The following is a 25,108-nucleotide window of genomic DNA, read 5'->3' as shown; positions in this document are numbered from 1 at the left end:
GCCGGGCACCGCTGGTGGGGGCGTCCCCGGTGACCAGCACCACGGGGATCTGCGCCTGGACGGCCTCGGCGAGGGCGGTGAGCGCGTTGGTGTAGCCGGGGCCGTAGGTGGTGGTGCCCGCGGCGAGCCGTCCCGACGCACGGTAGTAGGCGTCGGCTGCGGCGATCGCGGCGCCTTCATGCCGGACGGCGGTGAAGCGGAGGCCCTGCTTCTCCGCGGCTTCCAGGAAGTAGACGTTGCCGTTGCCCATGACGCCGAAGACGTCGCTTACATAGCTGCTGAGAACCTGCGCCACGCGGCCGGAGACGGTGAGAGTAGTCATGCAGGAAGCGTGTGGCCTGCGTTTTACATTTGCAATACCCATGGATACTACTGGGATTTTTGGCAGCATGAAGCAGAAGAAGTGACAAAATGCCCAAAGGTGGTGCACGTCACCCGCGCTTACTCCGACGTGCGGGATTCCTGCTCGGACAGCCGGCTGATGAGTCCGTCGTAGCGGGGCGGCATGAGTTCCATGACGGAGATGGCGGTGCTGGTCCGCTGGATCCCGTCGATCTCCAGGATCTGGTTGGTGATGCGGTAGAGGTCGGCGGTGCCGCGGGCCACTACCTTGGCCATGAGGTCCGCGTCCCCGGTGGTGGCGTGCACCTCGATGACCTCCGGGATGGCAGCGAGCCCGCTTTCCACCGAGCCGAACCGCGTCTGGCTGATTTCCAGCGAGAGGAAGGCCATCAGTTCGTAGCCCAGTGCGGCGGGGTCCAGCCTCCGGCTGAAGGAGCGGAGCGCGCCGCTGCGTTCCAGCCGCGCCAGCCGGGCGTGGACCGTGTTGCGTGCGACGCCGAGTGTCCGGGAGAGTGCCAGGGCGCTGGCTTCGGGATCCTTGTCCAGGGCAAGGATGATGCGGCCGTCGAGCGAATCAAGGGTGCGAGAGTTCGCGATGGTCATATTTTCACCACAGTTACTAGAAGTTGAGCAGAAGTCCCACTGGCTAGAGCGTATCTTGCAATGTGGGCCGGGTCACTTCCATAGTCAGTCCTCATGACCGCTGAACAACTCTTGGCCGCTCCCGCCACCGTGCTGCCCACCCTTCGTGGCGCCGTCACCGGCCTTCCGTCCTACGTCCCCGGCCGACGCGGCGCCGGCGCGGACATCGCAGCCCTCGCCAGCAACGAAAGCCACTACGAGCCCCTGCCCGCAGCCGTCACCGCGGTGGCCGAAGCGGCGGGCAGGATGAACCGCTACCCGGACATGGCCGCCGTCGAACTCCGCGAACGGATTGCCCGGCACCTGGGCGTCACCGCCGCAGAGGTTGCCGTGGGACCCGGCAGCGTGGGCGTCCTCCAGCAGATCATCACCGGACTGTGCGACGCCGGGGACGAAGTGATTTTCGCGTGGCGTTCTTTCGAGGCCTACCCCATCCTGGTGGAGCTGGCGGGCGCCCGGCCGGTCCGCATCCCGCTGGACCACCTTGAGGGCCACGACCTCAATGCCATGGCCGCGGCTGTCACCGAGCGGACCAAGGTCATCCTGCTGTGCACGCCCAACAACCCCACCGGCGTGCCGATCAGCCACGACCGCATTGAGGCCTTCCTGCGCGCTGTCCGCTCGGACATCCTGGTGGTGATCGATGAGGCCTACGTGGAATATGCCGAAGCGGGCAGCGGCCCCGATTCCCTGGCGCTGTACCGCGAATACCCGAACGTCTGCATCCTGCGCACCTTCTCCAAGGCCTACGGACTCGCTGGCCTGCGCGTGGGATACGCCGTGGCGTCGCCGGCCATCGCCGAAGGGCTGCGCCGGACCGCCCTTCCCTTCGCCGTGAGCGCGTTGGGCCAGAAGGCGGCCGTCGCATCGCTGGACGCGGGGGAGGAGATAGAAGTGCGGGTCGCCGCCGTCAGGCAGGAGCGTGCACGGATGGCCGCTCAGCTGGAGGCCCAGGGTTGGAAGCTGCAGCCGAGCCAGGGCAACTTCCTGTGGATCCGGGCCGGTGAAGACCTGCTGGCGAGGCTGGTGGAAGCGTTCGATACCGCCGGTGTCATGATCCGGGCGTACCAGGGCGACGGCGTGCGGATCACCGTGGCGGACCCGGCCTCCAACGACCGCGTGCTCCGGCTCCTGGCAGCCCACACGGCCTGAACTTTTCTCCCCAACAGTTACCAACAACTAAGAGGAATCCCCATGGAACAACAGACAAAGACGTCTGCCCGCGCCCTCGGCGCGGCTCTCAAACCGCGCCAGCTCACGATGATGGGGCTTGGAAGCGCCATCGGCGCGGGCCTCTTCATCGGTTCCGGCGCGGGCATCCAGGCGGCCGGCCCGGCCGTGCTGGTCTCCTACCTCGTGGCCGGCACCCTGATCATCCTGGTGATGTGGGCGCTTGGCGAGATGGCCGCGGCCAACCCGGACAGCGGCGCCTTCTCCGTATATACCGCCAAGGCCTACGGTCCGGTGGCCGGCGCCACGGTCGGCTGGCTGTGGTGGATCCAGCTCGTGGTGGTCATCGCCGCCGAAGCACTGGGCGCGGCAGGCCTGCTGGCCACCATCTTCCCGGCGCTGCCGGTGTGGCTGATGGCATTCGTGTTCATCGTGGTGCTCACGGCTGTGAACCTGACCAGCGTGAAGAATTTCGGCGAGTTCGAGTTCTGGTTCGCGCTGCTCAAGGTGGCGGCCATCGTTGCGTTCCTGCTGGTTGGCTTCGCACTGCTCTTCGGCTTGGTACCGGGCGTGCAGTCGCCGGGCCTGTCCAACTTCATGGGCGAGGGCTTCGCGCCGAGTGGTTTCGCCGGTATAGCCACGGCGCTCTTTGTGGTGGCGTTCGCGTTCGGCGGCACCGAGATCGTATCCGTGGCGGCAGCTGAGACCGCCGAGCCTGCCCGCAGCGTGAAGAAGGCAGTCCGCACCGTGCTGTGGCGCATCCTGGTGTTCTACATCGGTGCCATCTTCATCATCGCGGCCGTGGTTCCGGTTGGTTCGGAGGGGCTGAAGAGCCCGTTCGCCGCCGTGCTGGAGGCCGCCGGCATGCCCGGTGCGGCCACCGCCATCACCCTGGTAGCCGTCGCAGCACTGCTCTCCGCGCTCAACGCCAACCTCTACGGCGCCTCGCGCATGGCGTACTCCCTTGCGGAGCGGGGTGAAGCACCTCGCGTGCTTGCTGCAGTGTCCAAGGCCAGGGTTCCGGTGGTCGCAGTCCTCGCCAGCGTCGCCTTCGGCGTGGTCACGGTGGTGCTGGAGCTGGCTTTCCCCGAGATGGTCCTTGGCGTCCTGCTCAATATCGTGGGCTCCACCTGCCTGCTGGTGTGGACGTCCGCGCTCCTGGCCCAGCTCGCGCTGCGCCTCCGCGCCGACCGCGAGGGAACGACGCTGCCCCTGCGGATGCCCGGCTTCCCGTGGCTCACAGGGTTCGGCCTGCTCATCCTCGCGGCGATCTTCACGGTGGGCTTTATCGGCGAGGACTCCCGTCCCCAGCTGCTGAGCACCTTCGGACTCGTGGCGCTGCTGGCGGTGGCGAATTGGTTTAACCACCGGAACCGGAAGGTTGGGTCCATGGTCGAAGCTTCGGACGGTTCCAAGCAGCCGGTGCTCATTGACTGAAACCAGGAGCTTGAACTACTTCTGGGTTAGGTCACAGAGTGCGCGCCCGGCTTTGGCCGGGCGCGCCTTTTTCGCAACTTCCGAATAAGGACCTATGTCACACCAGGAATCTTCGGCCGCAACAGACCTTGCTTCTTTGCAGACTCGGATCCAGTCCGAGTCTGCCGCTAAAGAAAGGACGAACGGCGGCAGCCCCGACATTAGAACAGCATTGCTGATGGCGAACCTGTGATAAGGATAAGAGACCCGGAGCGCCAGCTCGGATTTCACACTGGTGACGGCCTCGGTGGTGTTCCACTTTATGTGCCAGCGCCGGGCCGGGCACCAGCTGAGCCCGGTGTCCTAAGAGGTGGTTCGGGTGGTTGGCGCCCTCATCTGCGCCTACCTGCTCTTCCAGCTGGACAGCAGAGCCTCGGGGCTTCGTCACTGGGCAAGCGTCATACTCTTGCTCTAAGAGCCCGTTCCGCTAGGTCTTCCATCTCGTTCAACTTGGCTGACATCGCTTTCAGGTCCTTCAGACACTTCTCCCTGCGCGCCCAATCCCTAGATGCCGAACTAGCGTTTGGCCACTTCGGGCACGCGGTCAGAACCACTTCATATACCTCGGATAGAAGCATGCGAACATTCACCCCAAGGTGAAGTTCACGTTGTCTTGCCATCTCTTCGTTGGTAATCAAGTTCTGAATCGCACTAGGCCAGCGATCGACGCTCTCGGCGATCTTTGCCGTGCGCTTACTTGCCAACCTCAGTCGTGCCGTCGAGGTGAGCAGCATAACGATTATGTCCTGCTGCGTCGAGGGTTCAGTTGTTCGCGAGACCTCGTAGGCCTTGCCAATAGCGGCCACAAAACCGGCTATGGCTTCGATTTCGCGGGCATCACGGGCAACATTTCGCTGATGTTTGCTCGACAATGCAACGACAAACAGAGCGACAACGGCACCCATGAAAGCCCCTATGGCTCCGTTCCACAGAGCAATCCAAGTACCACACGAAACGCCAAACGCGTCGAAACAAGTTACATTCACTTGGCGAGTTTATCTTCGCTGTTGGGCGTGCAATCCCGAGAGGGTTTGGAGTGCCTCCTGCGACGTGAACGGCGCAGGAGGTCGTCTTCGCGTGGCGCTCCTTCGACGCCGGGACTGGTGCGGTTTGTTCCCGGGACTACGGGGGAGAGCCTCTCAGGCTGCGCATGGTTGTGCGACGTTCGTCAGGATGGAATGGATGGTTCCAGCGCCGGCAACTAACCCCGAATAGGATAAGCCGATGACTGCTGAACAAGACCAGCCCCGCTTCCTCACCATGGCGCAGGTCGCAGATGAGCTGAACGTGAAGCAAAGCCTTGTTCAGGGCCTCATCAGGACAGGGGAGCTGCGGGCTTTTCAGGTCGGCGGGAGGGGCCTTTGGCGCGTTGGCCGCCAGGACGTCGAGGACTATATTGAGGAGGCGTACCGGCGCACCGCTGAGCGGATTGCTGCCGGTGAGCTCGAAGATCGCACGGAGACTGGCGATCAGCAGTAGCTTATCCGGCACATGTCGGGCTCCCCCAGGTCCGTTGAAGGCTGGGACCTGAGTTCGGCTGATGCACATGAACGCTCGGGCCGGACAGTCTCCCGGGTCAGCCTCCGGTCGCCTGGGATGGCGAAGCGGTCTGCCTGTGAAGCATTCGGCGTTCCACCCACGGTACCAAAAGCATCGACTTCCCTGTGCGAATTGAGGATCACAAGACGGTCTTCTGTACGAAAGACCCACCCTCACGTCGGCCGTGAACTGTGTAAGGAATAGTGAGCGGCATGCCAAAGCAAACAACCGTTACAGCTGAATTATGGCAAGATGACCGGGTATGTGGCGGATCGGCCGGTAAGGACATTGAGAACTCTTGGCAAAGGAACATCTCGCAGAGGTTTAGCTGAAAAGAGTGTAGGGGAGTCCGGTCTAGGATCCCCTACACTCTGACTGCGAAGGCGCCTTAGCTACTGCAAGTCTTCAGACGATTCGTCCAGTACTTCTGGCTTTGAACTTGCAAAGCGCTAATCGTTGTCTTCTCCCGATAACTCTAAAGCGTGGTTGAAGTGCTTGAGTAGCACATCACGGCGGAATCGGAGCGCGACTGCATCATTGGGGCTCTGACTCAACCTGTCAAACTCGTTGAGCTCAAACTCGCCCCCGTCCTCGTTGGCTTTAGCGCTAGTCCGATTTTCAATTCGTTTTGATTCAAACTGCACAAGTCGCTCGCGCGTAATTTCTGTCAGCCAGTCTTGTTCCACCGCTTCCCGAAATACCAGGTAATAGACGCTAGCCATGCCTACAGAGTTCAAAAGTGTATCTTCACGAAGGAAAACGTCATGCATGGCCTCAAGGACAACAGAGACTTTGCTCGTCAACGCGGACGGATCGGAGACCCATTCGGCGGCATTTCTAACAAAGCGATCTAGATAGACCTTCTTGGTATCAGCGACGCCTCTTCGGTATTCAAAATAGATGAACTTTGTCGCCATATCGTAGTGGCGATAACGGGCATTGCTATATTTTAGATTGTCCTTGAAGAAAGGCAACTCGGCGAGCTGACGTGAAGCGACGGGTATCGGCCCGCCAAAAGCATTTCGTTTCTCTGCAGCATTGAGGGGAGCGGCTTCGTTCAGCCGTAGAAACATATCCTCAATAACTTCTGAGTCATCGGTTTCAATGGCTACAACATCCAGCTGAAAATTCTGGATCTTTCTCGCGATCGCTGAGTCAAAGTCGTAAAGCTCAGAAAACTTTCTACCCGCCAACGACTTACCGTCAACATCGGATGTTAGGTCCGTTGCTGTATCCACACCGTAGCGATCATTCATAAAATCCATTATCGCACGAATTCGTTGCTGGCCGTCGATTACGGAGTATCGGATTGCTCGTCCCTGAACTTCCACCATCGGGGCATGTTTACGAAAGTACAGTTTCGGTATATCGTAACCGCGAATGATGCTATCGATCAGTAGCTGTTGACGATCCAGACTCCAAACGTCACCATTCCTTTGATAGTCAGGATTTAGTTCAATCCGCGGATATGTTTCGACCAGATCTGCAACAGTAAACTTGTCAATTCGTTTGACTTCTACAAAACTCAACTGATCCTCCGGCCTACACGCCGACCTAGGTGCTCCAGATCAGGATAGATTGATGCCGCGTGGACGCCCAGGCGGTCCAATTCTTCGCGAATAAACTCTTTGGAGTCGTGCGGAATTATATATTTCTTGAGCGCTTGAGGAGCTTCAATTTCGAGTGGACGTGGATCCCGATGCGCGATCGTGAAGGCACCGGACTGTGCCCTTATTCTGTCAAAGCGTCGAATACCTATGAGCGCCAAGGGGTCGAGTCGACGGCCGGTTGCCAGCTGTGACGGTAGATACTTTCCCACATCATCGTCTTTTTCGTCTGTGACGTCGCAGACGGGCACGCGCCATTTCTGGTCGTACGTGACGCGCGCGGCTTCATTAAGTACCTGCGGTTTCAAAAGCCACAGAGCTGCGGGACCGGCGGCATCATCGACACCCGTCTCGTCGAGCGCGAAAAACAAACCGATGAGAGGGGACTCGGACCAGTCAAGGAGACGAGTTGGGACGTGGTAGTGCTGCATGATGAACATCCAGTCCCATTCGGTCAAACTCCAACCGCTAAGATCCGCTCGAGTCAGTAACGGTATAGCATCCCTCTTGAATTCTTCCATCAAGGGCTTTTCGTCCCTCACGCCGTCCAGCCGAACTAGGGACGGCTCCAGCAGCCAGCTCGAGCGCGCTTGACCGCGGTACCAGAGAAGTTCATCGTTGCTGTAGGTGGAAAGATCTGTAAGTAAATCACTGACGGATTTTACTTCGACCTCTTCAACTAATGGAGGAGAGCCAGGTGTCATGGGCTCAATATAGGTCACGAGTGCATGCGCCAAAAATCGATACCAGAGTGTGGAACTCACGGCTTTCATCGTTTGTCCGTCGTCGTGGGGTTTCCAAACGAGGGGGCAGTGCAGCCCATCTCGCAGTGAGCTAGAGTCCCTCTTTGCAGTTCTAGCGATGGGCGAGAGGACGTTGAGGCAAGATGACGCAACCAACGTGCCCACGCATCGAACCTGCTTGAGCCTGTCCGGCCACACATGCGTAAGGGAGCAGTGCCCATGTAGGAGCGCCTGAACCCGCCAGGACTTGTGGAGGAAAAGTTTCGGTGAAGCCGAATTCATACGATAAGTCGGACCGTCCAGGTGCTGACAGCATTGACCCAAAGGTCAGTGCCCGAATGACACGTATACGAGGTCGAGATACTCGCCCGGAAGTTGCTCTGCGTAAGGAGCTTAGGGCCCTTCGACTTGGGTACCGGCTTCACAAAAGGCCGATCCCCTCCTACAGGCGAACCGGAGACGTCCTCTTTCCGGGGGCCAAAGTTGTCGTGATGGTAGATGGTTGCTTCTGGCACCGCTGCCCCGAGCATTACCGACCGGCGACGCAACGAGCCGCGTTCTGGGATCAGAAGATAAATGAAAACGTGGAACGTGACCGCCAGACGGACCGATTCCTCAGTGAACGAGGATGGCTCGTGATACGAGTGTGGGAGCACGAGGTCCCTTCCGTTGCTGCGCAGCGGATTGCGGAGATGGTTCAAATGAGACGACGTAGAAGTCGGGCGTCGGAGGGGCACCCAGCGTAGATAGCTTTGTCGGCTAACGACGTTTGAATTACCTCGCCGTAAAAAGGGTCAGCAATTCATTCAGGTATAGGTGAAGATGACTCGACCACCAAGGACGGGAAGAGGTGGGCGGCTAGTTTGCTCAAGCCGACCAAGAAAAGGCCCGGAACAGAATTTCTGCTTGCCTATGCGTGCGGCCAAGAACGTTTCTCATCTTCAGTGTGGAGGAGTGCCTTACCTCTTGCTTTGTACCAAAATGGGCAGCAACCTCACGAACTTGTGCCGGGGTACAGAACCGAAGCCGGATAGGGCGCTGCTTGCGGGGCCCGCCGTTTTGTCGTCACGTAAGCACGCGCGCCAGATCATGGTCCGGCTGTCCAACCAACGTTACCGCAGCCTTTTGTGTTCCTGGCATTGCAGTTTGGCGCTTTGTACTGCTGCCGACAGCAGTACAAAGAGGAGCCTGTTGGCTGTAACACTGTATGAGACAAAGACGATGTAGCGATTACCCATAGCTTGCGAGTGGGACTAGGATCAGGCTAATGGGAACAAAAGTTCAGGACACATCCGAAGCGCAGCACGTTCACGTAGGCCGCTTCAGCTTATCTATTTCCGATGCTATGCGCAGCCAGCTGATGCGCTCCCTGGAAGTTCTGCAATGCGTACCCTTAATTCCGGAGCATGTCGACCACATCGAGCGCCGCCCTGGTATCTATCAGTTGTTTCTCGATGGCAAATCGGTATATGTCGGTAAGGCCGACGAGAATCTCGGGGCCAGAATAAGCCAGCATCACCGAAAGATATCCGGCCGAAGGGACACCGACGGAAATTCTAGTCGTCGTCTGGTGGAGCGCATGGAATTTCGTTGCATGTATATTGATGAAGATCTCGACGCGCTCGGTCCAGAAAAGATCCTGATATCACAGCTTCGCCCCGAAAAAAGGGCGGCATGGAACAGTAATGGATTTGGTAATAAGGATGTGGGTAAGGAGCGCGATACGTCTGCTGTCAAGTGGTTGCACTTCGATCGCACCTATCAGATCGATCTCGACTTAATAATCACGCCAGTAGAGCGAGCAACGAAAAGACACACTTATCCTGTGGATTCGCTTTATGAAGCAATGACAGTGCTCAAAACCGCTTTTCCGTTCACATTCCGATTTGGCCGTTCGCACGCCGACAAGGGGGAGTTGCTGGGAGTCGATGTCTCTGCAATAGATATCACTGGCAGCTCAAGAACGGTGCGCAGCTGGCTCGACTTGATAGCGGATCACTTGCCGGCTGGATGGAAAATAGTCGCTTTGCCGGGGTACGTTCTGGCCTATAAAACCAGTGATATTAAGAAGTACCGTTCCCGTATCTTCGTCTGGCATGCTGAGGGCGGTCATCATACATTCGAGGAAAATGAGCCTGAATGGGGCAAGGGCAACGTGCCAGAAGAGTAGCGTAACGCTTCGCTAGCTTGGCTGCCTTCCCTCATGCAAGATCGGAGAAGGTCTGGGCAGGAATCTATAGATTCGTTGTTATAGCGGCAGGGGAATTACCCTCTCCGCCTGTAGTGGCAGCGCCGCATTACACCGTGAGCGCGGCCTCGGTCAGCTCAAAGGCGAATTCTACATCTCGCAATTGGGCTGCCCTGAGATGGTCTGCAACACTTTCCGCGATCGTGGACGCTAGTTTCATTGGCACCGCATTGCCCAGCTGACGCATGGCTTCTCCCCAGGCTCCGTGAAGCTCATACTCGTCAGGGAATGTCTGTATGCGGGCCGCCTCTCGGACCGAATAATAACGGACCGTTCCATCGACTCGGCGAAGCATATTCTCGCCGCCCGGAACGCCATGTCCGCCTGCCTTGAGCGCTTTGCTCGGTTGATCCAGAGGACTGCCAGTGTGACCGGGATAGACCCTGGCGCCTTCTTTGAGCAGATGATTGTGCCAACCTTTGACACCGGACGCCTTCGGTTCCGGCATTCCCCGTAACGCATCGCGGACTGTTCGCCAGCGAATCCCGACCGGTGCGACATCTCCGGCTGCAATCGCCGCAATCCGATTAGCGAATCTGGCTGGCTTAGCGGGACGATGCTTGGACGCGAGTTCGTGTTCATCCCAATATTCACCTGTCACCCACTGGGACTCAAGCAGGGCATCATGCGAATGAGTGGGCGCGGGAAGTGACCACGGGGCTGAGATATCCGAGCGGAACCCGACGATAAAGACCCGGTGTCTGTGCTGTGGAACACCATAATCGGCGGCGTTGACAACAGTGGACGTCACGTTGTAGGTCAGGTCGTGTTCGTGGTTCGAAGTACCCTCTCGTTGCAGCCGCTGAAGATGCTCCATCCATGGTTCACCCTCGCGTGCAACGAGCTCAGGAAACCTGAGTCGGAGCAAAATCAGTTGATAATAATTAGCGAATGTACTTCGCGTTAGCCCTTTAACGTTTTCGAGCATGAATGCGCGGGGCCTCAGCGTCTGGATCACATGTGAGACTGCTGGAAACATGTCGCGTTTATCGTCTGCAGCTTGAGCTTTGCCTCCTGTGCTGAAGGGCTGACAAGGCGGGCCTCCGCTGACAAGGTCGAGGCCTGGCTTGATCACCGACCAGTCGACTTTGCGAACGTCTCCTTCCATGACGGGCCACCCTCTAACGGCTTCAAATCCGTCGGCCTGGTTCTCGCGTACCGTGTCACAGGCCCACCGGTCCCACTCGACGAAAAGTTCAGGACGGAATCCGGCCTGGTGAGTCCCGAGGGCCAAGCCTCCCGCTCCTCCAAATAACTCAACGGAGCGGAGCTGGTCTTTGCTACTCAAGGGAAACTCACTTTCTGATGGCACTCCACCGATTCTACTTGGGCGACTTGAGTCATGTGTCAGATTCAGGACTCACTCAACCATGCCCCTGTGACAACGCCGTGCCATGCCCTTGGAGCTCTGCTTCAACAGCAGAGGTTCACTAACGTGACTCACGTCGTGCGCCCTGCGTAAGTGATAGAGCAACGCTGTAACTTGCTAACATGCGAGATTGCATTCAAGAGGTTCTGTCTCTCCAGGCTGAATACAGCTCATCCAACACCGCCGCGATGCGTCGTAGAGGGGCGCTGGTACGTAAGGCCTTTTCCGCAGCCATTAGCGCCAAGGCCGCCGAAGTTCTTGAGGCGACGTCGATCGCTGACTTGGGCGTGAAGGGCAATGACGGTGTTGGCCGGAAGACAGAGATCCCGTGGGTTCGACTGCCTTCCAAGGGCCGTTCGCCCCGTCCTACGTCTGGATGGTACGTGGTCTACTTATTCAGCCGGACTGGAGAACGTTCTTATCTTAGCCTCATCCAGGCGACTACAAGCTGGGACGGTTTCGGCTTCAAACGTCGACCTGGACCCGAGCTTCTCCGGCGTTCCCAGTGGGCCCGACGAGCTTTGCAGCTGATGGATTCTTTGCCAGCGGGCTGGACTCACAGCCTTCGGCTGGATGGTCGACGTGGTGGACTAGGGGAGGGGTATGAACTTGGCAACGTAGTTGGCAAGGAGTATTCGGCAGATGCCGTGCCGGAAGAAGCTGAGCTCAGATTGGATCTTGCTCAAGCTTTGACTTGGCTCGGAATGCTGTACGACCTCGAGGACGAAGGTTTATACGTGCCTAGCGATTCTGGGCCTGATCTATCTGATGTACAGACGGCGATAGATGTAGTCGCGGGTAAGCCAGCTAGAAGCCAGGGTATTCGATTGACTGGAGCGGAACGGCTAGTTGTCGAGAGATTAGCCGTGGAGCGAGCAACTAGATTCTTTGAAATGCAAGGTTATTCGGTTACTGACGTTGGCGATCATGAGTCCTATGACTTACTCGCGCAGAGGGACGATGCCTCGATATTCATTGAGGTCAAAGGGACGACGTCGACCGGCACGGAAATCATCCTGACGCGCAACGAAGTTCTGCTTCACCAGGAGCGTTACCCCTCGAACGCCCTGGCGATTGTCCACTCAATTAGGCTGGATAGGACGGGAGAGATGCCTACTGCCTCTGGTGGATGCCTATGTGTTGAACAACCCTGGCAGCTTGAAAACAGTCAGCTCACACCACTGGCATTCCGCTATACCGTCTCTTAGCATTGCGATCCTCGCAGGGGACTGCCCCCGGTTTTGTTGACTCCTTGAACTAGCGAGCTTGTGCTCGTGCAAGGATGTTGACCATGCCCACGGCTTATGGGGCGGAGTTCCGCCAGGATGTTATTGATTAGGCCCGGAATGCCATTCTCGACACATACGCGCATGGGGCGCACTCTTGGATCACCTTTCCTGGAGCGGACGCCGAGGTCCCGACGCTGCGGTTGCTAGTAGGGCTGGGGATACCCGTGGCGATCATTAGCGAGTAGTTGAGAAGCGGGCGTCGTCTGACAGACCGCGGCAATGTTCTTGAACCGCCTGCCTGAGGAGATCCCACGACTGGGACTAACGCTGCTAACCAGCCAGCGATCGGTCAAACCCAGGTCGAGGTGAAAGCGTGAATCGTCGACGTCCTTCGATAATGAGTAACGGGCTGTCGGCGCGGTGAGATGTTCCCGCGGCGTCAGAATGTCGGAGGCACTATTACCCTTGGAGTCGAAGACAATATGAAGTCTTGAACCTCGCGACGTCACGCACCTACGATTTTGACTGCTTCACTAGAGGGGAAGTGATCGGCAATGACCTATTGGTGGGCAAACCAAAAGGACAACTACCCGGAAGCGATTTCTGAGGGGTCTCTTTGGACATGCCCCCGCCCTTGGGGAAAGGCCCTGGACCCTGGCAGAGCGTACATCAAGGAGATCCGCGAAGGTGACGTCGTCTTCCATTACCACAACAAGTGTGTCCGGGCTGTATCTACAGTCATTCACTCGTTTGTAGAGTATCCGCGTACTGCTGCTTACAAGGCCCGAGAGGGAGAGGGCGATACAGGCTGGTTGGTAAGAGTGAAGCCTGTTCGCAAGAATCTGGATCTTCATTTCAGTCAGGTGGCTGAACTGATAAAAATTGGCATGCCAGGACCGCTGAACAAGTCTGACCCTCCGATTCCTCAGCAGGGCAAATATATTTCTCTTCTCACAGACGAGGACGGGCAGAGGCTATTAGAGAAACTGTCCCTCGAGCTGCCGGTTGCTGATGAGGGTATATTGGGCCGGTCTAATGACTACTGGGACGGAGATGAAACCGACTCTGCAGTCATTACAAAGCTGCGTAAAGAACAGGCCGAGTTGAGGAAGGCGCTACTCGGCGGCCGTGATGCTGCTCCTTGTGCAGTGTGCGGAAAAGTACTTCCGAAGCGGTTGCTCATCGCCGGCCATATCAAACCTCGAAGCAAGTGCAGTGATAAGGAGCGCCGCAACTATAGGGAGATTGCCATGCTTGTGTGCGCCCTTGGCTGCGATTCGCTCTTTGAATGGGGTTATATTTTGGTTGATGAAACCGGTGACATTGTAAGGGGCCGTTCAGCGGATACTCCGGACCTCTTGCAAGCAGTCAACCTCGTGATCGGCCAGAAATGCAGTGCATTCAGTTTGGGTACGGCTGCGGCATTCGCGGAACACATGAGGATGAATGCCCCTTGATAGTCTTCGTTTCTGCGACGACTGCAAACTCGTGGAGACGGCAAGTAGGTGAGTTGGCCTGATCTGGCCTGTGTTGATGACAAACTGGCACCTATGAACAGAACAAGTACGTACAGCTGGGCGGAAGTTCCGGAAGCGGAGGAGAATTTTTCGGCCCGTAACGAAAACGCGCTCTACCTCGTTCAAGAGTTGGCAAAGCAGGGAAGACTCGCCACGGATGACGTGGAAGCGCTGGTGGAGCAAGTAGTTCAGCGGTGCGCAGCAAAGCCGGTGGAGTTTCAACGTGAAGCTCTACGTCGGACAAGCCTTCCAGAGGGTTACGCTTCCAATTTGGTCGGCGCCAGATTTTTGGTCCCAACGGGGGGCACCCTCGATGCGATCAAACCCATTATGGGCGAAAAGCCCTTGCTCGTTGTGCTCGAAGGGGTGCCGCACTTCTACTTTGACATCACGTTTCAAGAGCGTGACCTGAAGGCTGCGGCAGAAAATGGATCTGATTTGTTCTCCGCCAAGCTCAACACTGAACTTGATAACACGCAGAAGTTCGTGGACCTGATGAACTTATCAGTCGAGCAAGCTGAAGATCGAATGGAGGAGTTAGCCCGGATTTTTCATGAGGGCCGGGTTGGCGGCCAGGTTCCGATTTTATTTTCGCCAGGGTTGATTCTTTGGTTTTGAGCGCGCTGGCCGGGCCCAATGTCGCTGGGCTGGCGTCGGTTTCCACGTGTCCGATGGGTTGTGCTGGGTGGTTGAAGTGGCCGGCCGGGTTGTTCTCAGGCCAGGTGCGGGGCCCGGTGTCGGAGGCGGGTTTTCAGCTCGGCAGTGGCGGCCAGAAGCGTGGTGATTGTCCCGGCTTCCGGGGCTTTGTCAGCGATCAGCAGCCGGGTCTGCCGGGCCCGTGTGATGAGTTTCCCGGCGGTCGCGAAGAGCCGGTAGCGCCAGCGTTTGATGTCCCAGCACCGGGCTTTGTGGCCGGTGGGGAGGGCTGTTAGTTGCAGCCAGGAGACCAGGTTCATGGCCAGGGCGGCGATGTTGGCCCAGGCCTGGTTGGCGTGGAAGTCGAAGAACGGCAGCTTCCCGAGCCCGGTGTTTTTCAGGGTTTTGATCCTGTTCTCACACCGACCCCGCGCCCTGTGCCGGGCATCCAGGGCTGGTCCATGCCAGCGCGGCGAGTTTGTCAGGAAGGCCGTGACTCTGTGCCCGTCCATGTCCAGCAAGGTCGCCTGGGCCCCGGGGTGCAGGGGCTCGGCACGCAGGTAGAGGTTTGTCCCTGGCGGGTAGTCGGTGAGCCTGAAGACGTCGGTGGCGTTGATGACCCACGCGTTGGAGCGGTCATCGCCGTCCTGGTCCAGCGCCGGCTGCCAGTACTGCTTGTCATTGATCCACGCGACCATGTTCGCCTTCATCACCGGGACCGGGTAGGAGACACTGAACTGCACGCCTAACGATGAGAGGTAGTGCAGGAATTTCCGGGACGCGCCGGCGCTGTCCGTGCGCACCAGCACCTTCTCACCAATCAGCTGTCCGTCCTGGTCGTAGAAGTCGTCCGGGAGCTGGGCGATCGCCTGGGTGAAGACCTTGATGTGGTCATCTGCGCTGTTGGCCCCGGCGTTGCCAGGACGCAGGACCGCGGCCAGGACCTCCCCGGTCCCGTTGCCTGTGCCGTAGTCGATGCTGGCGATAAAGGGAGCGAAACCATAACCGCCCTTGTACGTGCCGGCGACCCGTTCTTTGTCGCTATGGGACGTGACGAGCGTGGCATCCAGGTCCACAATGAGCGGATCCAGCGCCGTGGCCGTTAACGCCGGGTTCCGTTCCGCGGCCGATTCCCACGCCCTGGAGCGCAGCTCCCGCATCAACGTGGCGAAGCCGTAGCTGAACAGCTCAGGGTTGGTCACGATCCGTTCAAAGAACCTCGAGACCGTCGCGTTTGAAGCGACCTTTCCGAAGACGCCGGCGCCGGCGCGCAGGATGTCCAGATCAGAGACGTGGTCCCCGCCGCCGGCGAGCATGACCGCCAACGAGCCCAGGATCGTGCCCGGCCGGTGGCGGGCCCCGGACGGGACGAACTGGCCCAAACGGTCCTCGCACAAGCCCCGAAACCCGAGCGTGTCAACAAAGGACGTCACCACCTTCAGCCCAGCGTGGGAGACCAGCGACTGCCCCGTCGTGGCGACAGGAAGGGACGGGAAAACTCCGGTAATCTTGGACATCAGAAAGGTGCTTCTTTCAGCCGGCAGAAAAGTGCGTCAACAACACTATTTTCCCAGCTCAGAAGCACCTTTCGTCGCTTAAACACACCGAACGAACGCCACCCTCATGAAAACCCCGGGTTAGTACGTGGCAGACTGACTGCTCTGAGAGACAAACAGAAACTTCTCCAAGATGCGCTCGAACCGTTGAACATTCCTTTGCACTTTGAGAAGACTCTCGAGTTTTCGCTTGAGCCAACGGCTCTGACCTTTGAGCAAGCCCAATCTCAAGGTCAAAGTCAGAAGAATTTCAAGCTCTCCGATGACATTGCTGATGCGGTTATTAGGTCGATACGTAGCTTTGCCGTCGCACTTGAAAGATCGCCAGGGACCTCCGAGAAGCTCTTGGATCTGAGAGACGAAAACCCCGTGGACCTGCCAACGGAAATCCTTAGCCTGCCCGAGGAAACTATCCGCGACATCCTGCTTATGGTTCTCAACGCCAACTGGCGGGGCCAGGCAACAGGGGAAACGTTCAATGGTAAAGGCAAGACGGACATTCTGCTCCGGTACGAAGAGCGAAATGCTCTGATCGTCGAATGCAAAATCTGGAGAGGTGAGACTGCGTTCAACGAGGCACTTGAACAGTTGGCTGGCTACCAAGTCTGGAGCGACACTAGAGCTGCAATTCTGCTCATTATTCGGCTTGCCAATCCCTCCCTCGCTATCAAAACCGCACAAGCTGAAATTAAGAATCATGATGATTTCGTTTCGGTTGAGCATGAGGATGACCAAGGTGGTACTTACAAAATGCGGTCTTCACAAGATCGGGCCCGATTTATTCTCCTCGAGCTCCTGCCGATAGTGATGCCGCCGAAAGCTAAGCCAACAAAGGTGGGCAAGAAGAAATCCAAAGAAGACGCCGAAGATCAGGGTGACCCGCAGACCGCTTCTGATACCGAAGATGGAGAACCTCTGGCGCGTGACGCACCTGAACCCGCCTAGGCTCTTCGCAGTTCCTACGACGCGCAGCCAGCACTGGTCTCCGTGAATTTTTGGAGTAGTGAAACGCCTGCGTTCTCTGTTCTGTCGGAGGTCCGCTTATGCGGATCCGACAGAACGGTGGGTAGACCAGTACGCATAGTCCTTGGCTCCAGGGATGCTTTTCTTCTGCCCGAAAGCTGACGACGAGAATGAGATGAGGAACCAATGGGGCTTAACGAGGAGACGACCAAGCTTCGCTTGATCACGCCTGCTATCGCGGCGAGGGCCGGATGGGATCACGGTCAAATTTTTATGGAGCACTTTTTTACCCGGGTTGAATGTTGCTCGCGAGAAGACGCAGGATCTCTTCGCCGAAACACTCTGCGGGCAAGCTCTTAAACAGGCTCGAACCCTATAAAGAATGACCGGGTGGTAGATGCGTTCACGGCACCCCAGCAAGCGGAACTCTATCTCCTTGCCGAAGCGGATATGGCTGATGCTGCGGAGAATTCCGAGCTGCGGCAGCGAGCAGGTGAAAATACCAAGAGTATGCTGACTGGTCTGTTCAAGTCGCTCGGATACGAGGTGGCTTTTGAGGGCGGCGCACCTAGTTAGGTTCTGCTGATCGATCGGGTTGGTTTAGCTGCGTTCGGGCTGTGACCGGCGGGCGTCAGGGGAGCGGGTGGCGTTCGCCCACGCTGACGGAGGACGACGGCGGCAGGTACTCCCGCCGTCGTCGTTCCATCCGTTGCTGCTGGCCCGGTGACGGGATGTTGGCACGCTTGGCGCGGTTGCACCTGGCGCAGGCCGCAACAAAGTTCTGCAGGCTCGTGGAACCGCCCTTGGACCACGGATAGAAGTGGTCCCCGTGCTCAGCCGGGCGTCCGCAGCGGCGGCCGAAGCCGGCTTCCAGCTCGCACACGCCGGCGGCCCGGACCATCCCTTCGCGGCGCTGCTGGCGCGTGAAGCGGCGCACCGGATCCCGGCGGCGGACGTCCCGGCCGGTGATGACGGCGGCGGTAACTCCAAGCACGACGGCGGCCACGCCCGGGAGCGCAACCGCGGCGACGACGTTTTCCACCATGCCGCTCAGGACCCCTGCCGCGGCGGACGGCCCCGCTCCGACAGCCGGTGCCGGCTTCGAGCTGAGCGCGGTCATCACCGCGACAGCGATCCAGATCATCACCGCCGAGTACGCCAGGCGAAGCCCCTGCCGGGTCCAGTAGATACGGCCGAGTTCCGGCATTGATTCCCCCAATTTTCAGTTCGCCGGAAGCGCGTGGCTCCGGACGACTAGGTAATCCTATCGGCCGGACGCCAGACGGTGTCCCAGGTTTGGCTCAGTTTTTGCCGAGCTTCCGGGTCCAACGAGGAGCACGATGCAGTTCCACGTGGAGCCGTATCGAGGTCCCCAGCCGGACACTCTGCTTGTCCACCTTCCGTGCCGAATAGACGCGGGTCACAAACAGGTGCAAGGGTGGACGGGTGAATGCCGACATCAACTTCTATTTCGACCCGGTCTGCCCTTTTGCCTGAATGACCAGCAAATGGGTGCGCATGGTGCAGGCGCAGCGCGGGTACACCGTGGACTGGCGGTTCATTTCGTTGCGGCAGATCAACGCCCACGTTGACTACGACGCGCATTTCCCGCCTGAGTACGAGGCCGGACACACGGCCGGCCTCCGGCTCCTGAGGATGGCGGCCCGGACACGAGCGGAGCATGGCCGCGAATCGATCGCCCGGCTCTACGAGGCGTTCGGGACCCACATCTTCGAAGCTGCCCCGGACACGGCCGGCCAGCGCAGCGAGGCCGAGGTGCGTGAGGAACGGGGAACGCGGGAGTTCGTGGAACCGGTCCTGGCCCGGGCCGGCCTGCCCCTGCAGGTTGTGGACGCTCTCGACGACGACTCCTGGGACAGCGAGATCCGGCAGGAGACGGATGAGGCGCTGGCGCTGACGGGCAAGGATGTGGGCACGCCCATCATCCACTTCGAACCGCCTGCCGGTGTGACCTTCTTCGGGCCGGTGATCAGCCGGCTGCCGGACGACCAGTCGGCAGCCGAGCTGTGGGACCACGTGGTGGGGCTGGCACGGTTCCCCGGTTTCGCGGAGCTCAAGCGAAGCCTGCGGGAGCAGCCGCAGCTTCCTGCCTTCGGGGTCAGCTCCGGTACGGTCGGTCAGCAGGAGGACTGGCACGGCGGCAGCCGGCGGCAGAAGAAGTGACTGTCTGTAAGGATGGACCCATGAACCAGAACAGCATCCGCCACCACCAGGAGTCGGTCACGGTCAAGGCATCAGCCGAGGCGCTGTACGACCTGGTCTCCGACATCACCCGCACCGGTGAGTGGAGCCCGGTCTGCACGTCGTGCTGGTGGGACGACGAGGTCAGTGCCGGCCAGCCCGGTGCCTGCTTCACCGGCCGTAACGAGCTCCCGCACCGGTCCTGGGAGACCCGCTCGGAGGTGGTGACCGCCGAGCGCGGCCGCGAGTTCGCCTGGGTGGTCGGCGGCAAATTTGTCCGCTGGGGCTTCACCCTCACCCCGGCAGACGGCGGGACCACGCTCACCGAGTCTTGGGAATTCCTGCCGGAGGGCTTAGCCATGTTCGGGGAAAAGTACGGTGCTGACGCTGACGCCCAGATCGCCGACCGCACCCGGCAGGCGCTGGACGGCATTCCGAAAACGCTCGCAGCAATCAAGCGGATCGCCGAGGCCACCGCCGCACATGAGGACGCCAGGTCCTAGGACTGGAACTGCTGCCTCACAGAGGGTTTGCCCGGCGCCGGCCGGGTGATTGGCGAGGGAGGCAGGCAGGGTGATGCCGCCGTCGTCCGCTATCTCCAGAGGTGCCGCCACGCCCACGGGTGAGCTGGCCTGGACGGCCACCGGCCAGGACAGGCGCCGCCGTGCCCCGGGCTACGCCTGTCCGTTGCCGGTACGGGAACGCCATGCCTCGAGCTGCTCGATGGTTTCCGGATGCTGGTATGCAATCTTCTGGCCGCTGTCCAGCGAAATCGTGTTGCTGTGGGTCCTGATGCCCTCCGGGATCTGCCGCCCGGTGCCGCTGGAGCGCACGAAGTTGTCCTTGGCGCCCACAAAACGGTTCCGGGCAATCTCGATGTCGCAGGGCAGCTCCACGTCATAGGTCAGCAGGTGCGTGCCCATGCCTGCCTGGTCCGGCCGGATGTTGGCAGCCCAGGAGAAGCCGGCATCGCGGCAGTCGTTGTCCGTAAACGAGCACCGGATGTGTCCCGTCCCTGCAGCCGGTGTTCCCCGGGACCAGACCTCCAGGCTCTGGTTGCAGTTCTCAATGGTGTTGCCCACGAACCTGCAGTCCGTCCACGCAGCATTGGATCCCTCGGCACTGCCCTGCATGGTGGTGCCGGTGTCATACGTCTGCCTGATCGTGTTGCCCTGGACCAGCACGTTCGCGCAGCCAATCCAGATTTCCACCCCGTTCCCGTACCGGGTGGTCTTTGATACCCGCGAACCGCCGATTTCCTCAATCAGGCAGTCCGTGATCTGCGCGTTCTGGGTCCCGTAGATACCCACGCCGTGGGCGCCGTGGCCAAGGATGTGCAGGTCCGAGGCGTTGGTGTTGGAGGCGGGACGGAAACCCTGCTGCTTCACGGCTATCTCCACCCCGGCACCCGGGGAGACGCCCTGCCTCACGTACACGTGGGTGTCGTCGCTGTAAAAGTCCCAGTCCTGCGCCAGGTCAGCCAGGTTCCACCGCTTCCAGCCGTGGATGGTGCCGCCGGCCTTCAGGAATCCGACGTCCGTTGAGGTTCCGGCCGTGTTGCCGGTGAACTCCCCGGATCCGGCCGTCAGGTTCAGCTTCCAGACGTTGGGGCTGTGCAGCGCCCACGCGTCCGTGCTCACCTTGTAGCCGTTGATCTGCGGCAGCGCCCCACTGCCGTAGGAGCCGAGGGTAAAAGCTCCCGTTGTCCCTTTCAGCACAGGAACCTTAAGGGAGCCCCAAAACACGTCACCGCGCCGCAACAAGACCGCGTCGCCGCGCCCCACTTCACCGGTGTCCAGCGCGGCCCTGACCCTTCCAAGCGTCTGCCAAGGTGCTGCCTTGGTGCCCGGGTTGGCATCGTCCCCGCCGCTGCTGACGAAGCGGGCGTTCGCGTAGGCAGGGGAGGGAACAACCGCCGCAGCCGGGGGAGTAAGCGCGCTGGGTACCCCGGCCGTGACTGCCGCTGCCCCAATCCACTCCAGGAACCGCCGGCGCCCCAGCATCATGATTTCTCTCCGGCCAGGGACTCGGTACGGCGGCAGCTCAACGGGCGGGGGAGGGGTTTAGAAAAAGGCACCAGAAGATTTTACTAGTCCTGGACTGCATTGGCTGAATCGCCGCTACCCGCGCGTTAACGGATGGTAATGCGGCCTTGGCATTCGGCACACGTACGTGTGGCTAGGTTGGAGGCGCACTCATCCCTAAAGTAGGCGTGAGTCCGGGAACGGTCTCCGTACACTGGGGTTTATGGTCTCCCGTATCAGCGAACTGGTCCTGAATTGTGCCGATCCGGAACTCCTGGCCGGGTTCTGGTGCGGGGTTCTCGGCTATGTAGAGCTCGACCGGGAGGACGGTGCCATCGAGATCGGCCCGCCGGGCGCCGGGTTCGGCGGCCTGCAGCCCACCATCATCCTGAGCCCGAGCAGCAACCCGCGGACCGAACGCCTCCCGTTGCACATTGATGTCAACCCGGTGGACCGGGACCAGGACGCCGAGCTGGAACGCCTGCTTGCCCTTGGGGCCCGTCCGGCCGACGTCGGGCAGACCGGCAGCGAGCAGTGGCACGTCCTGGCCGACCCTGAAGGCAACGAGTTCTGCCTCCTGCGCAAGCGGCTTGACCCCTGAAGGTCTACGGAAGGGGCTGCCTCTCGCCGACGGCAACCGCACTTTCAACCGGGACGTAGGTCCGGCGTCGCCGTTCCAGCCGCAGCTGTTGGCTCGGCGAAGGGATCCGTGCGCCCTTGGCGCGGTTGCACCGGCTGCAGGCGGCCACAAAATTCTGCAGGCTGGTGGATCCGCCCTTCGACCAGGGATAGAAGTGGTCGCCATGCTCGGCCGCGCGGGAGCACCGGCGGCGAAAACCCGTCTCCATCTCACACGCGCCGCCGGCCCGCGCCAGCCCCGCGCGGCGCTGCTGGCGCGTAAAGCGCCGCACTTGATCCCGCCGTCGAACGTCCCGTGCGTTGATAACGGCCGCGGCAATGATGAGGACGACGGCGATCGCGCCCGGGAGCGTCACCGCGGCTGTCACGCGGTCCACCATGGAACGGAGAACCTCCGTTGCCGAGGACGGGGCGGGGCCGGCGGATAGGGCCGCCTGCGGCATGAGCGAAAGAATGGCTGAGCCGAACAACCACAGGGTGACAGCCATGAACGCCAGGCGAAGGCCCATGCGTGTCCAATAAATGCGTTTCAGTTCCGGCATTCGGATGTCCCCCAACTCGTCCGCAGACCGTGACCGCTGCCGTCCCGGATCTATCGAGATCGTACAGTCCTCATCCTCCAAACGGGCCTATTCGCGGGAGTTCAAGGCGTCGAACTGCTCCTGCCAGTGCGACTTCTCGCCCTCCACGTACCGCCTGTGCGCCGTGTTCCATTTAGGCCAAATCTCAGACGCGGTCCTGGTACCGGACTCCGCGGGGCCTGGGGCCCGTGTTGCCTGCGGTGGGGGCGGCGCCCGGGGTACGTTCCGGTTGGGGCCAGCGGCGGTTTTCCGCTGTACGCTCGGCCGGGTGTTTCCCCTGATGAGCAGGTGCACGAGGTTCACAAGCCCAACGACCACGCCGAACGCCGCCCACAGAAGGCCGACCAAGATCACGGCACCCAGAAGGACGCCAATCCACAGCAGCAGCCCGATCGCTGGAAACAGGAAGACCATGGCCGGCCTTTAGAGCGTCTCGGGGACCGGACGTCCAGGAAAGAGCGTCGAGTACTGTTTCCGGTACATCCTGCGCCCGATGAGGCGGTAGCCCAGGCGGACCGGCGGGGGAATCTCCTTGAACAGTTCTCTCCGGTCTGCGGGCGGGTTCGTGGCCAGCACCATCCCCAGGTAGGTGACCAGGAATTTCTTATCGAACTGCTCAATGCTGTGCTGCCCCAGTCCGTTCATTTCCTCCTCGGTCATCACCCTGTCCGCGACCGGCATCACCTCGGTGACCTCGCGGCGCAGGTGCACTTTGAGGATTGCCGAGAGGTCCTCGTAGCGCGCGGCCAGTTCCGCAGCGGACTCTGCATCCGGCGTCGCCATCCAGCGCAGCCGGATAGGCTCGATGCCCTCGAGCCGCTGGGTGACCTGCCGGTGCTGCTCCAGCATCTGCGCCACGTGCAGCGCACAGGCCGGTGCCCGTTGCTCCAGCTGCGGGTACATGAGCAGGTCCTCGCCCTCGTGGTGGATGTGGAGCACCTTGTCGAAGTTGCCGAGGACTTCCCCCACGTAAGCGGCGCGGGCGGTGTCCCCGGCAGCGACCGAGCGCACCAGGCCGGGGGCCTCGTCGTAGGCCCAGAGGAAGAATCGGTGGATGCGCCGCATCCCGGCCGTCCCGGTGCACAGGACGGGCCCCGGCGGAAGGGGAGCGGCGGTTTCACCGGGCTGCATTGTGAAGAAGTCGGTCATTGGATGGGCCCCTAACACTCGTCATTCCAGGACCAGGACCTCTCCCCGGGAGCATAGTATCGCTTGCACCAAAGCCGAACAATGGTCCGAACCAGCCGCAGGAGCGGCCACCCGGCCATGCAGCCTCGCATCAAGGGGCCCAAGCACAAGACCCAGTCAGCCGACGCACCCCGGCAGCCGTATTCCGGGCGGCTGGGTGCCCTTGACACCCTGTCCATGCCTGAGAATTATCAAAAGTGCCGGTGCACCTGGTTGTCCCTCGCAGGATGACCCGCGGGCCGGCTTCATGGAGGGTTACCGGATGCAGCCAGCACTCCCGCGACGCAGGTCCTTGCGGAGCGTGGCCGCAGCCGCCGCAACCCTCGTGGCCGTCTCTGTTGCGGGGTGTACCGGCCCTCCACGGCCGCCGGACCAGCCGTCCCCGGCTGTGTCGTCCCCGTCTGCGACCCCCACGGCAGCGCCCCCAACCGCAACCCCGCCGCCCCATGGCAAACCTGCCTTTCCCCTGGGAGACGTTCGGATCGCTGCTGTGGGCGACATGAACGGCGTCAGGACTTATGCCCCTGACAGCCCGTCCGGCCGGAACGGTGCGGCGATCACGCGGCTGGTGCAAAACAACGAGATTGACGCGTTCCTGGGGATCGGGGACTTCCAGTACGACGCCGCGTACTGCGACGACTATGTGAAGTACTGGACGAGGCTCTGGGGTGGAACGATGCCCAAGCTGTACTGGGCATCCGCCCCCAACCACGACTGGAAACCCGGGCGCAACGAAGACCTCGACGATTTCATGAACGGCCAATGCCCGGGGTCCTCTGCCAAAGCTGCCATTAACCATGAGCGCGGATTTATCGAAAACGGGCAACCATATTCAAAAGACTTTGGGAACTGGCATTTCGCGTTCCTGTCCTCCGCGCACTGGCGGTACAACCCGGCGCGGGCCCAGGCGCTGACAACGTGGCTGGACCGGGACCTTGCTGCTGCCAAGGCTGCGGGCAAGCACCTGGCAGTGGTGCACCACGAGCCGTACTTCACGTCCAGCACGGAAACGCATAAGCGGAACCTGGACCATAAGCCGTGGATCGACGTGATGTGGAAGCACCGGGTCCGCCTGACCCTGTCCGGGTCGCAGCACAACTACGAACGCTCCTGCCCGGTGAACAACGCCGACCAGTGCGTCAGCGACGGGATGACGTCATTCCAGGTTTCCACGGGAGGCGTCGGGCTGCGCCCCTTCACCAGCAGCCCGCGGTACATCGTTAAGCGCTTCAGCGACACCCACGGGTTCCTTCGGCTGACGCTGAGGGCCGACGGGTCCTTAGACTGGAACTTCGTGCCGACGTCGGGATCCAGCACGGACGCGGGTACCCGTCCCGCAGCGCAGTGATCCATGAGAGTACGACGGCGGTGCTGCCGCCGGCTTTGTGCGGGCGGTGACTTTGCCCGGGCAGTGACGTCAGTCCGGCCGGCGTGGGA

25 protein-coding genes are annotated in these 25,108 nt (G+C 60.4%); 14 read left to right on the top strand and 11 right to left on the bottom strand.

Translation table 11 applies throughout. From position 1 onward, the window contains the following. A partial coding sequence (locus ACKAE7_RS12250) for a thiamine pyrophosphate-binding protein (protein WP_408979324.1) occupies positions 1-322 on the bottom strand: 322 nt, incomplete at its 3' end. Positions 323-441: 119 nt separating this feature from the next. Beyond that, positions 442-945 (bottom strand): Lrp/AsnC family transcriptional regulator, encoded by a 504-nt coding sequence (locus ACKAE7_RS12245; protein ID WP_188813887.1) that lies wholly within the window; start codon positions 943-945, stop codon positions 442-444. A gap of 93 nt (positions 946-1,038) precedes the next feature. On the opposite strand from ACKAE7_RS12245, the gene hisC reads away from it, so the two are divergent. Together hisC and ACKAE7_RS12235 are read left to right on the top strand one after the other, a co-directional pair. Continuing rightward, positions 1,039-2,136, top strand: a complete 1,098-nt coding sequence (gene hisC / locus ACKAE7_RS12240; RefSeq protein ID WP_408979323.1) for a histidinol-phosphate transaminase — start codon at positions 1,039-1,041, stop codon at positions 2,134-2,136. Between the two features lie 42 nt (positions 2,137-2,178). Further along, entirely contained in the window at positions 2,179-3,591 is a 1,413-nt protein-coding gene (locus ACKAE7_RS12235; protein ID WP_408979322.1) for an amino acid permease, read from the top strand. A gap of 437 nt (positions 3,592-4,028) precedes the next feature. On the opposite strand, the gene ACKAE7_RS12230 is transcribed toward ACKAE7_RS12235, so the two are convergent. Continuing rightward, positions 4,029-4,535, bottom strand: coding sequence for a hypothetical protein (locus tag ACKAE7_RS12230; RefSeq protein WP_408979321.1), 507 nt, complete (start codon positions 4,533-4,535; stop codon positions 4,029-4,031). A 319-nt stretch (positions 4,536-4,854) separates the two neighbouring features. On the opposite strand from ACKAE7_RS12230, the gene ACKAE7_RS12225 reads away from it, so the two are divergent. Beyond that, entirely contained in the window at positions 4,855-5,109 is a 255-nt protein-coding gene (locus ACKAE7_RS12225; RefSeq protein ID WP_408979320.1) for a helix-turn-helix domain-containing protein, read from the top strand. Between the two features lie 509 nt (positions 5,110-5,618). On the opposite strand, the gene ACKAE7_RS12220 is transcribed toward ACKAE7_RS12225, so the two are convergent. Further along, positions 5,619-6,698, bottom strand: a complete 1,080-nt coding sequence (locus tag ACKAE7_RS12220) for a DUF262 domain-containing protein (protein WP_408979319.1) — start codon at positions 6,696-6,698, stop codon at positions 5,619-5,621. Continuing rightward, complete coding sequence (locus ACKAE7_RS12215; protein WP_408979318.1) at positions 6,695-7,540, bottom strand: FRG domain-containing protein; 846 nt, start codon at positions 7,538-7,540, stop codon at positions 6,695-6,697. Before ACKAE7_RS12215 ends, ACKAE7_RS12220 begins: the two co-directional genes overlap by 4 nt. Before the next feature lie 245 nt (positions 7,541-7,785). On the opposite strand from ACKAE7_RS12215, the gene ACKAE7_RS12210 reads away from it, so the two are divergent. Next, entirely contained in the window at positions 7,786-8,265 is a 480-nt protein-coding gene (locus ACKAE7_RS12210; RefSeq protein ID WP_408979317.1) for a very short patch repair endonuclease, read from the top strand. Positions 8,266-8,786: 521 nt separating this feature from the next. Further along, complete coding sequence (locus ACKAE7_RS12205; protein ID WP_408979316.1) at positions 8,787-9,689, top strand: GIY-YIG nuclease family protein; 903 nt, start codon at positions 8,787-8,789, stop codon at positions 9,687-9,689. A gap of 127 nt (positions 9,690-9,816) precedes the next feature. Here the strand turns inward: ACKAE7_RS12205 and ACKAE7_RS12200 are convergent, their stop codons facing one another. Further along, positions 9,817-11,079 carry a DNA cytosine methyltransferase gene (locus ACKAE7_RS12200; RefSeq protein ID WP_408979315.1) on the bottom strand — a complete coding sequence of 421 codons (1,263 nt, stop codon included), beginning with the start codon at positions 11,077-11,079 and terminating at the stop codon, positions 9,817-9,819. 179 nt (positions 11,080-11,258) lie between these two features. Here ACKAE7_RS12200 and ACKAE7_RS12195 point away from each other — a divergent pair, with 179 nt between their 5' ends. The 3 genes from ACKAE7_RS12195 (at position 11,259) to ACKAE7_RS12185 (ending at position 14,500) form a co-directional block, all read left to right on the top strand. Beyond that, positions 11,259-12,344 carry an MrcB family domain-containing protein gene (locus ACKAE7_RS12195; protein WP_408979314.1) on the top strand — a complete coding sequence of 362 codons (1,086 nt, stop codon included), beginning with the start codon at positions 11,259-11,261 and terminating at the stop codon, positions 12,342-12,344. A 575-nt stretch (positions 12,345-12,919) separates the two neighbouring features. Continuing rightward, positions 12,920-13,822 (top strand): hypothetical protein, encoded by a 903-nt coding sequence (locus ACKAE7_RS12190; protein ID WP_408979313.1) that lies wholly within the window; start codon positions 12,920-12,922, stop codon positions 13,820-13,822. A 93-nt stretch (positions 13,823-13,915) separates the two neighbouring features. Next, positions 13,916-14,500 (top strand): hypothetical protein, encoded by a 585-nt coding sequence (locus ACKAE7_RS12185; protein ID WP_408979312.1) that lies wholly within the window; start codon positions 13,916-13,918, stop codon positions 14,498-14,500. A gap of 95 nt (positions 14,501-14,595) precedes the next feature. Here ACKAE7_RS12185 and ACKAE7_RS12180 read toward each other — a convergent pair whose 3' ends face one another. Continuing rightward, entirely contained in the window at positions 14,596-16,035 is a 1,440-nt protein-coding gene (locus tag ACKAE7_RS12180; RefSeq protein WP_408979311.1) for an IS1380 family transposase, read from the bottom strand. A 186-nt stretch (positions 16,036-16,221) separates the two neighbouring features. On the opposite strand from ACKAE7_RS12180, the gene ACKAE7_RS12175 reads away from it, so the two are divergent. Continuing rightward, a complete protein-coding gene (locus ACKAE7_RS12175) occupies positions 16,222-17,019 on the top strand; it encodes a hypothetical protein (protein ID WP_408979310.1) in 798 nt (265 codons plus the stop codon). 408 nt (positions 17,020-17,427) lie between these two features. Next, a complete protein-coding gene (locus ACKAE7_RS12170) occupies positions 17,428-17,613 on the top strand; it encodes a DUF4230 domain-containing protein (RefSeq protein ID WP_408979309.1) in 186 nt (61 codons plus the stop codon). 55 nt (positions 17,614-17,668) lie between these two features. On the opposite strand, the gene ACKAE7_RS12165 is transcribed toward ACKAE7_RS12170, so the two are convergent. After that, positions 17,669-18,244: an HNH endonuclease gene (locus ACKAE7_RS12165; protein WP_408979308.1), complete on the bottom strand. Its 576-nt coding sequence runs from the start codon at positions 18,242-18,244 to the stop codon at positions 17,669-17,671. A gap of 290 nt (positions 18,245-18,534) precedes the next feature. Between ACKAE7_RS12165 and ACKAE7_RS12160 the strand changes: the two genes are divergently transcribed. Then, complete coding sequence (locus ACKAE7_RS12160) at positions 18,535-19,221, top strand: hypothetical protein (RefSeq protein WP_408979307.1); 687 nt, start codon at positions 18,535-18,537, stop codon at positions 19,219-19,221. Between the two features lie 20 nt (positions 19,222-19,241). Beyond that, complete coding sequence (locus ACKAE7_RS12155; protein WP_408979306.1) at positions 19,242-19,742, top strand: SRPBCC family protein; 501 nt, start codon at positions 19,242-19,244, stop codon at positions 19,740-19,742. Positions 19,743-19,913: 171 nt separating this feature from the next. Here ACKAE7_RS12155 and ACKAE7_RS12150 read toward each other — a convergent pair whose 3' ends face one another. Continuing rightward, positions 19,914-21,245 carry a right-handed parallel beta-helix repeat-containing protein gene (locus ACKAE7_RS12150; protein ID WP_408979305.1) on the bottom strand — a complete coding sequence of 444 codons (1,332 nt, stop codon included), beginning with the start codon at positions 21,243-21,245 and terminating at the stop codon, positions 19,914-19,916. Between the two features lie 241 nt (positions 21,246-21,486). On the opposite strand from ACKAE7_RS12150, the gene ACKAE7_RS12145 reads away from it, so the two are divergent. Next, positions 21,487-21,864, top strand: coding sequence for a VOC family protein (locus ACKAE7_RS12145; protein ID WP_408979304.1), 378 nt, complete (start codon positions 21,487-21,489; stop codon positions 21,862-21,864). A gap of 4 nt (positions 21,865-21,868) precedes the next feature. On the opposite strand, the gene ACKAE7_RS12140 is transcribed toward ACKAE7_RS12145, so the two are convergent. Together ACKAE7_RS12140 and ACKAE7_RS12135 are read right to left on the bottom strand one after the other, a co-directional pair. Next, a complete protein-coding gene (locus tag ACKAE7_RS12140) occupies positions 21,869-22,390 on the bottom strand; it encodes an HNH endonuclease (RefSeq protein WP_408979303.1) in 522 nt (173 codons plus the stop codon). 516 nt (positions 22,391-22,906) lie between these two features. Continuing rightward, on the bottom strand, positions 22,907-23,632 hold the full coding sequence (locus tag ACKAE7_RS12135; RefSeq protein WP_191034356.1) for a hemerythrin domain-containing protein: 726 nt from the start codon (positions 23,630-23,632) through the stop codon (positions 22,907-22,909). Positions 23,633-24,161: 529 nt separating this feature from the next. Between ACKAE7_RS12135 and ACKAE7_RS12130 the strand changes: the two genes are divergently transcribed. After that, complete coding sequence (locus ACKAE7_RS12130) at positions 24,162-25,019, top strand: hypothetical protein (protein WP_238340454.1); 858 nt, start codon at positions 24,162-24,164, stop codon at positions 25,017-25,019. The last annotated feature ends 89 nt before the right edge of the window (positions 25,020-25,108 follow it).

This window comes from Pseudarthrobacter sp. NKDBFgelt, from assembly GCF_046097905.1.
Lineage (GTDB): Bacteria > Actinomycetota > Actinomycetes > Actinomycetales > Micrococcaceae > Arthrobacter > Arthrobacter polychromogenes.
Note: the sequence above shows the minus strand (reverse complement) of the source record. Positions and strands in the feature narration are given on the sequence as shown.

What these genes read in the sequence shown, in the direction of transcription:
- ACKAE7_RS12140 (WP_408979303.1), bottom strand. Translation starts at nt 22,390, where the DNA reads ATGGCTGTCACCCTGTGGTTGTTCGGCTCAGCCATTCTTTCGCTCATG.
- ACKAE7_RS12205 (WP_408979316.1), top strand. Translation starts at nt 8,787, where the DNA reads ATGGGAACAAAAGTTCAGGACACATCCGAAGCGCAGCACGTTCACGTA.
- ACKAE7_RS12135 (WP_191034356.1), bottom strand. Translation starts at nt 23,632, where the DNA reads ATGACCGACTTCTTCACAATGCAGCCCGGTGAAACCGCCGCTCCCCTT.
- ACKAE7_RS12235 (WP_408979322.1), top strand. Translation starts at nt 2,179, where the DNA reads ATGGAACAACAGACAAAGACGTCTGCCCGCGCCCTCGGCGCGGCTCTC.
- ACKAE7_RS12145 (WP_408979304.1), top strand. Translation starts at nt 21,487, where the DNA reads ATGGTCTCCCGTATCAGCGAACTGGTCCTGAATTGTGCCGATCCGGAA.
- hisC (WP_408979323.1), top strand. Translation starts at nt 1,039, where the DNA reads ATGACCGCTGAACAACTCTTGGCCGCTCCCGCCACCGTGCTGCCCACC.
- ACKAE7_RS12190 (WP_408979313.1), top strand. Translation starts at nt 12,920, where the DNA reads ATGACCTATTGGTGGGCAAACCAAAAGGACAACTACCCGGAAGCGATT.
- ACKAE7_RS12160 (WP_408979307.1), top strand. Translation starts at nt 18,535, where the DNA reads ATGACCAGCAAATGGGTGCGCATGGTGCAGGCGCAGCGCGGGTACACC.
- ACKAE7_RS12150 (WP_408979305.1), bottom strand. Translation starts at nt 21,245, where the DNA reads ATGATGCTGGGGCGCCGGCGGTTCCTGGAGTGGATTGGGGCAGCGGCA.
- ACKAE7_RS12230 (WP_408979321.1), bottom strand. Translation starts at nt 4,535, where the DNA reads ATGGGTGCCGTTGTCGCTCTGTTTGTCGTTGCATTGTCGAGCAAACAT.
- ACKAE7_RS12185 (WP_408979312.1), top strand. Translation starts at nt 13,916, where the DNA reads ATGAACAGAACAAGTACGTACAGCTGGGCGGAAGTTCCGGAAGCGGAG.
- ACKAE7_RS12180 (WP_408979311.1), bottom strand. Translation starts at nt 16,035, where the DNA reads ATGTCCAAGATTACCGGAGTTTTCCCGTCCCTTCCTGTCGCCACGACG.
- ACKAE7_RS12225 (WP_408979320.1), top strand. Translation starts at nt 4,855, where the DNA reads ATGACTGCTGAACAAGACCAGCCCCGCTTCCTCACCATGGCGCAGGTC.
- ACKAE7_RS12245 (WP_188813887.1), bottom strand. Translation starts at nt 945, where the DNA reads ATGACCATCGCGAACTCTCGCACCCTTGATTCGCTCGACGGCCGCATC.
- ACKAE7_RS12165 (WP_408979308.1), bottom strand. Translation starts at nt 18,244, where the DNA reads ATGCCGGAACTCGGCCGTATCTACTGGACCCGGCAGGGGCTTCGCCTG.
- ACKAE7_RS12155 (WP_408979306.1), top strand. Translation starts at nt 19,242, where the DNA reads ATGAACCAGAACAGCATCCGCCACCACCAGGAGTCGGTCACGGTCAAG.
- ACKAE7_RS12195 (WP_408979314.1), top strand. Translation starts at nt 11,259, where the DNA reads ATGCGAGATTGCATTCAAGAGGTTCTGTCTCTCCAGGCTGAATACAGC.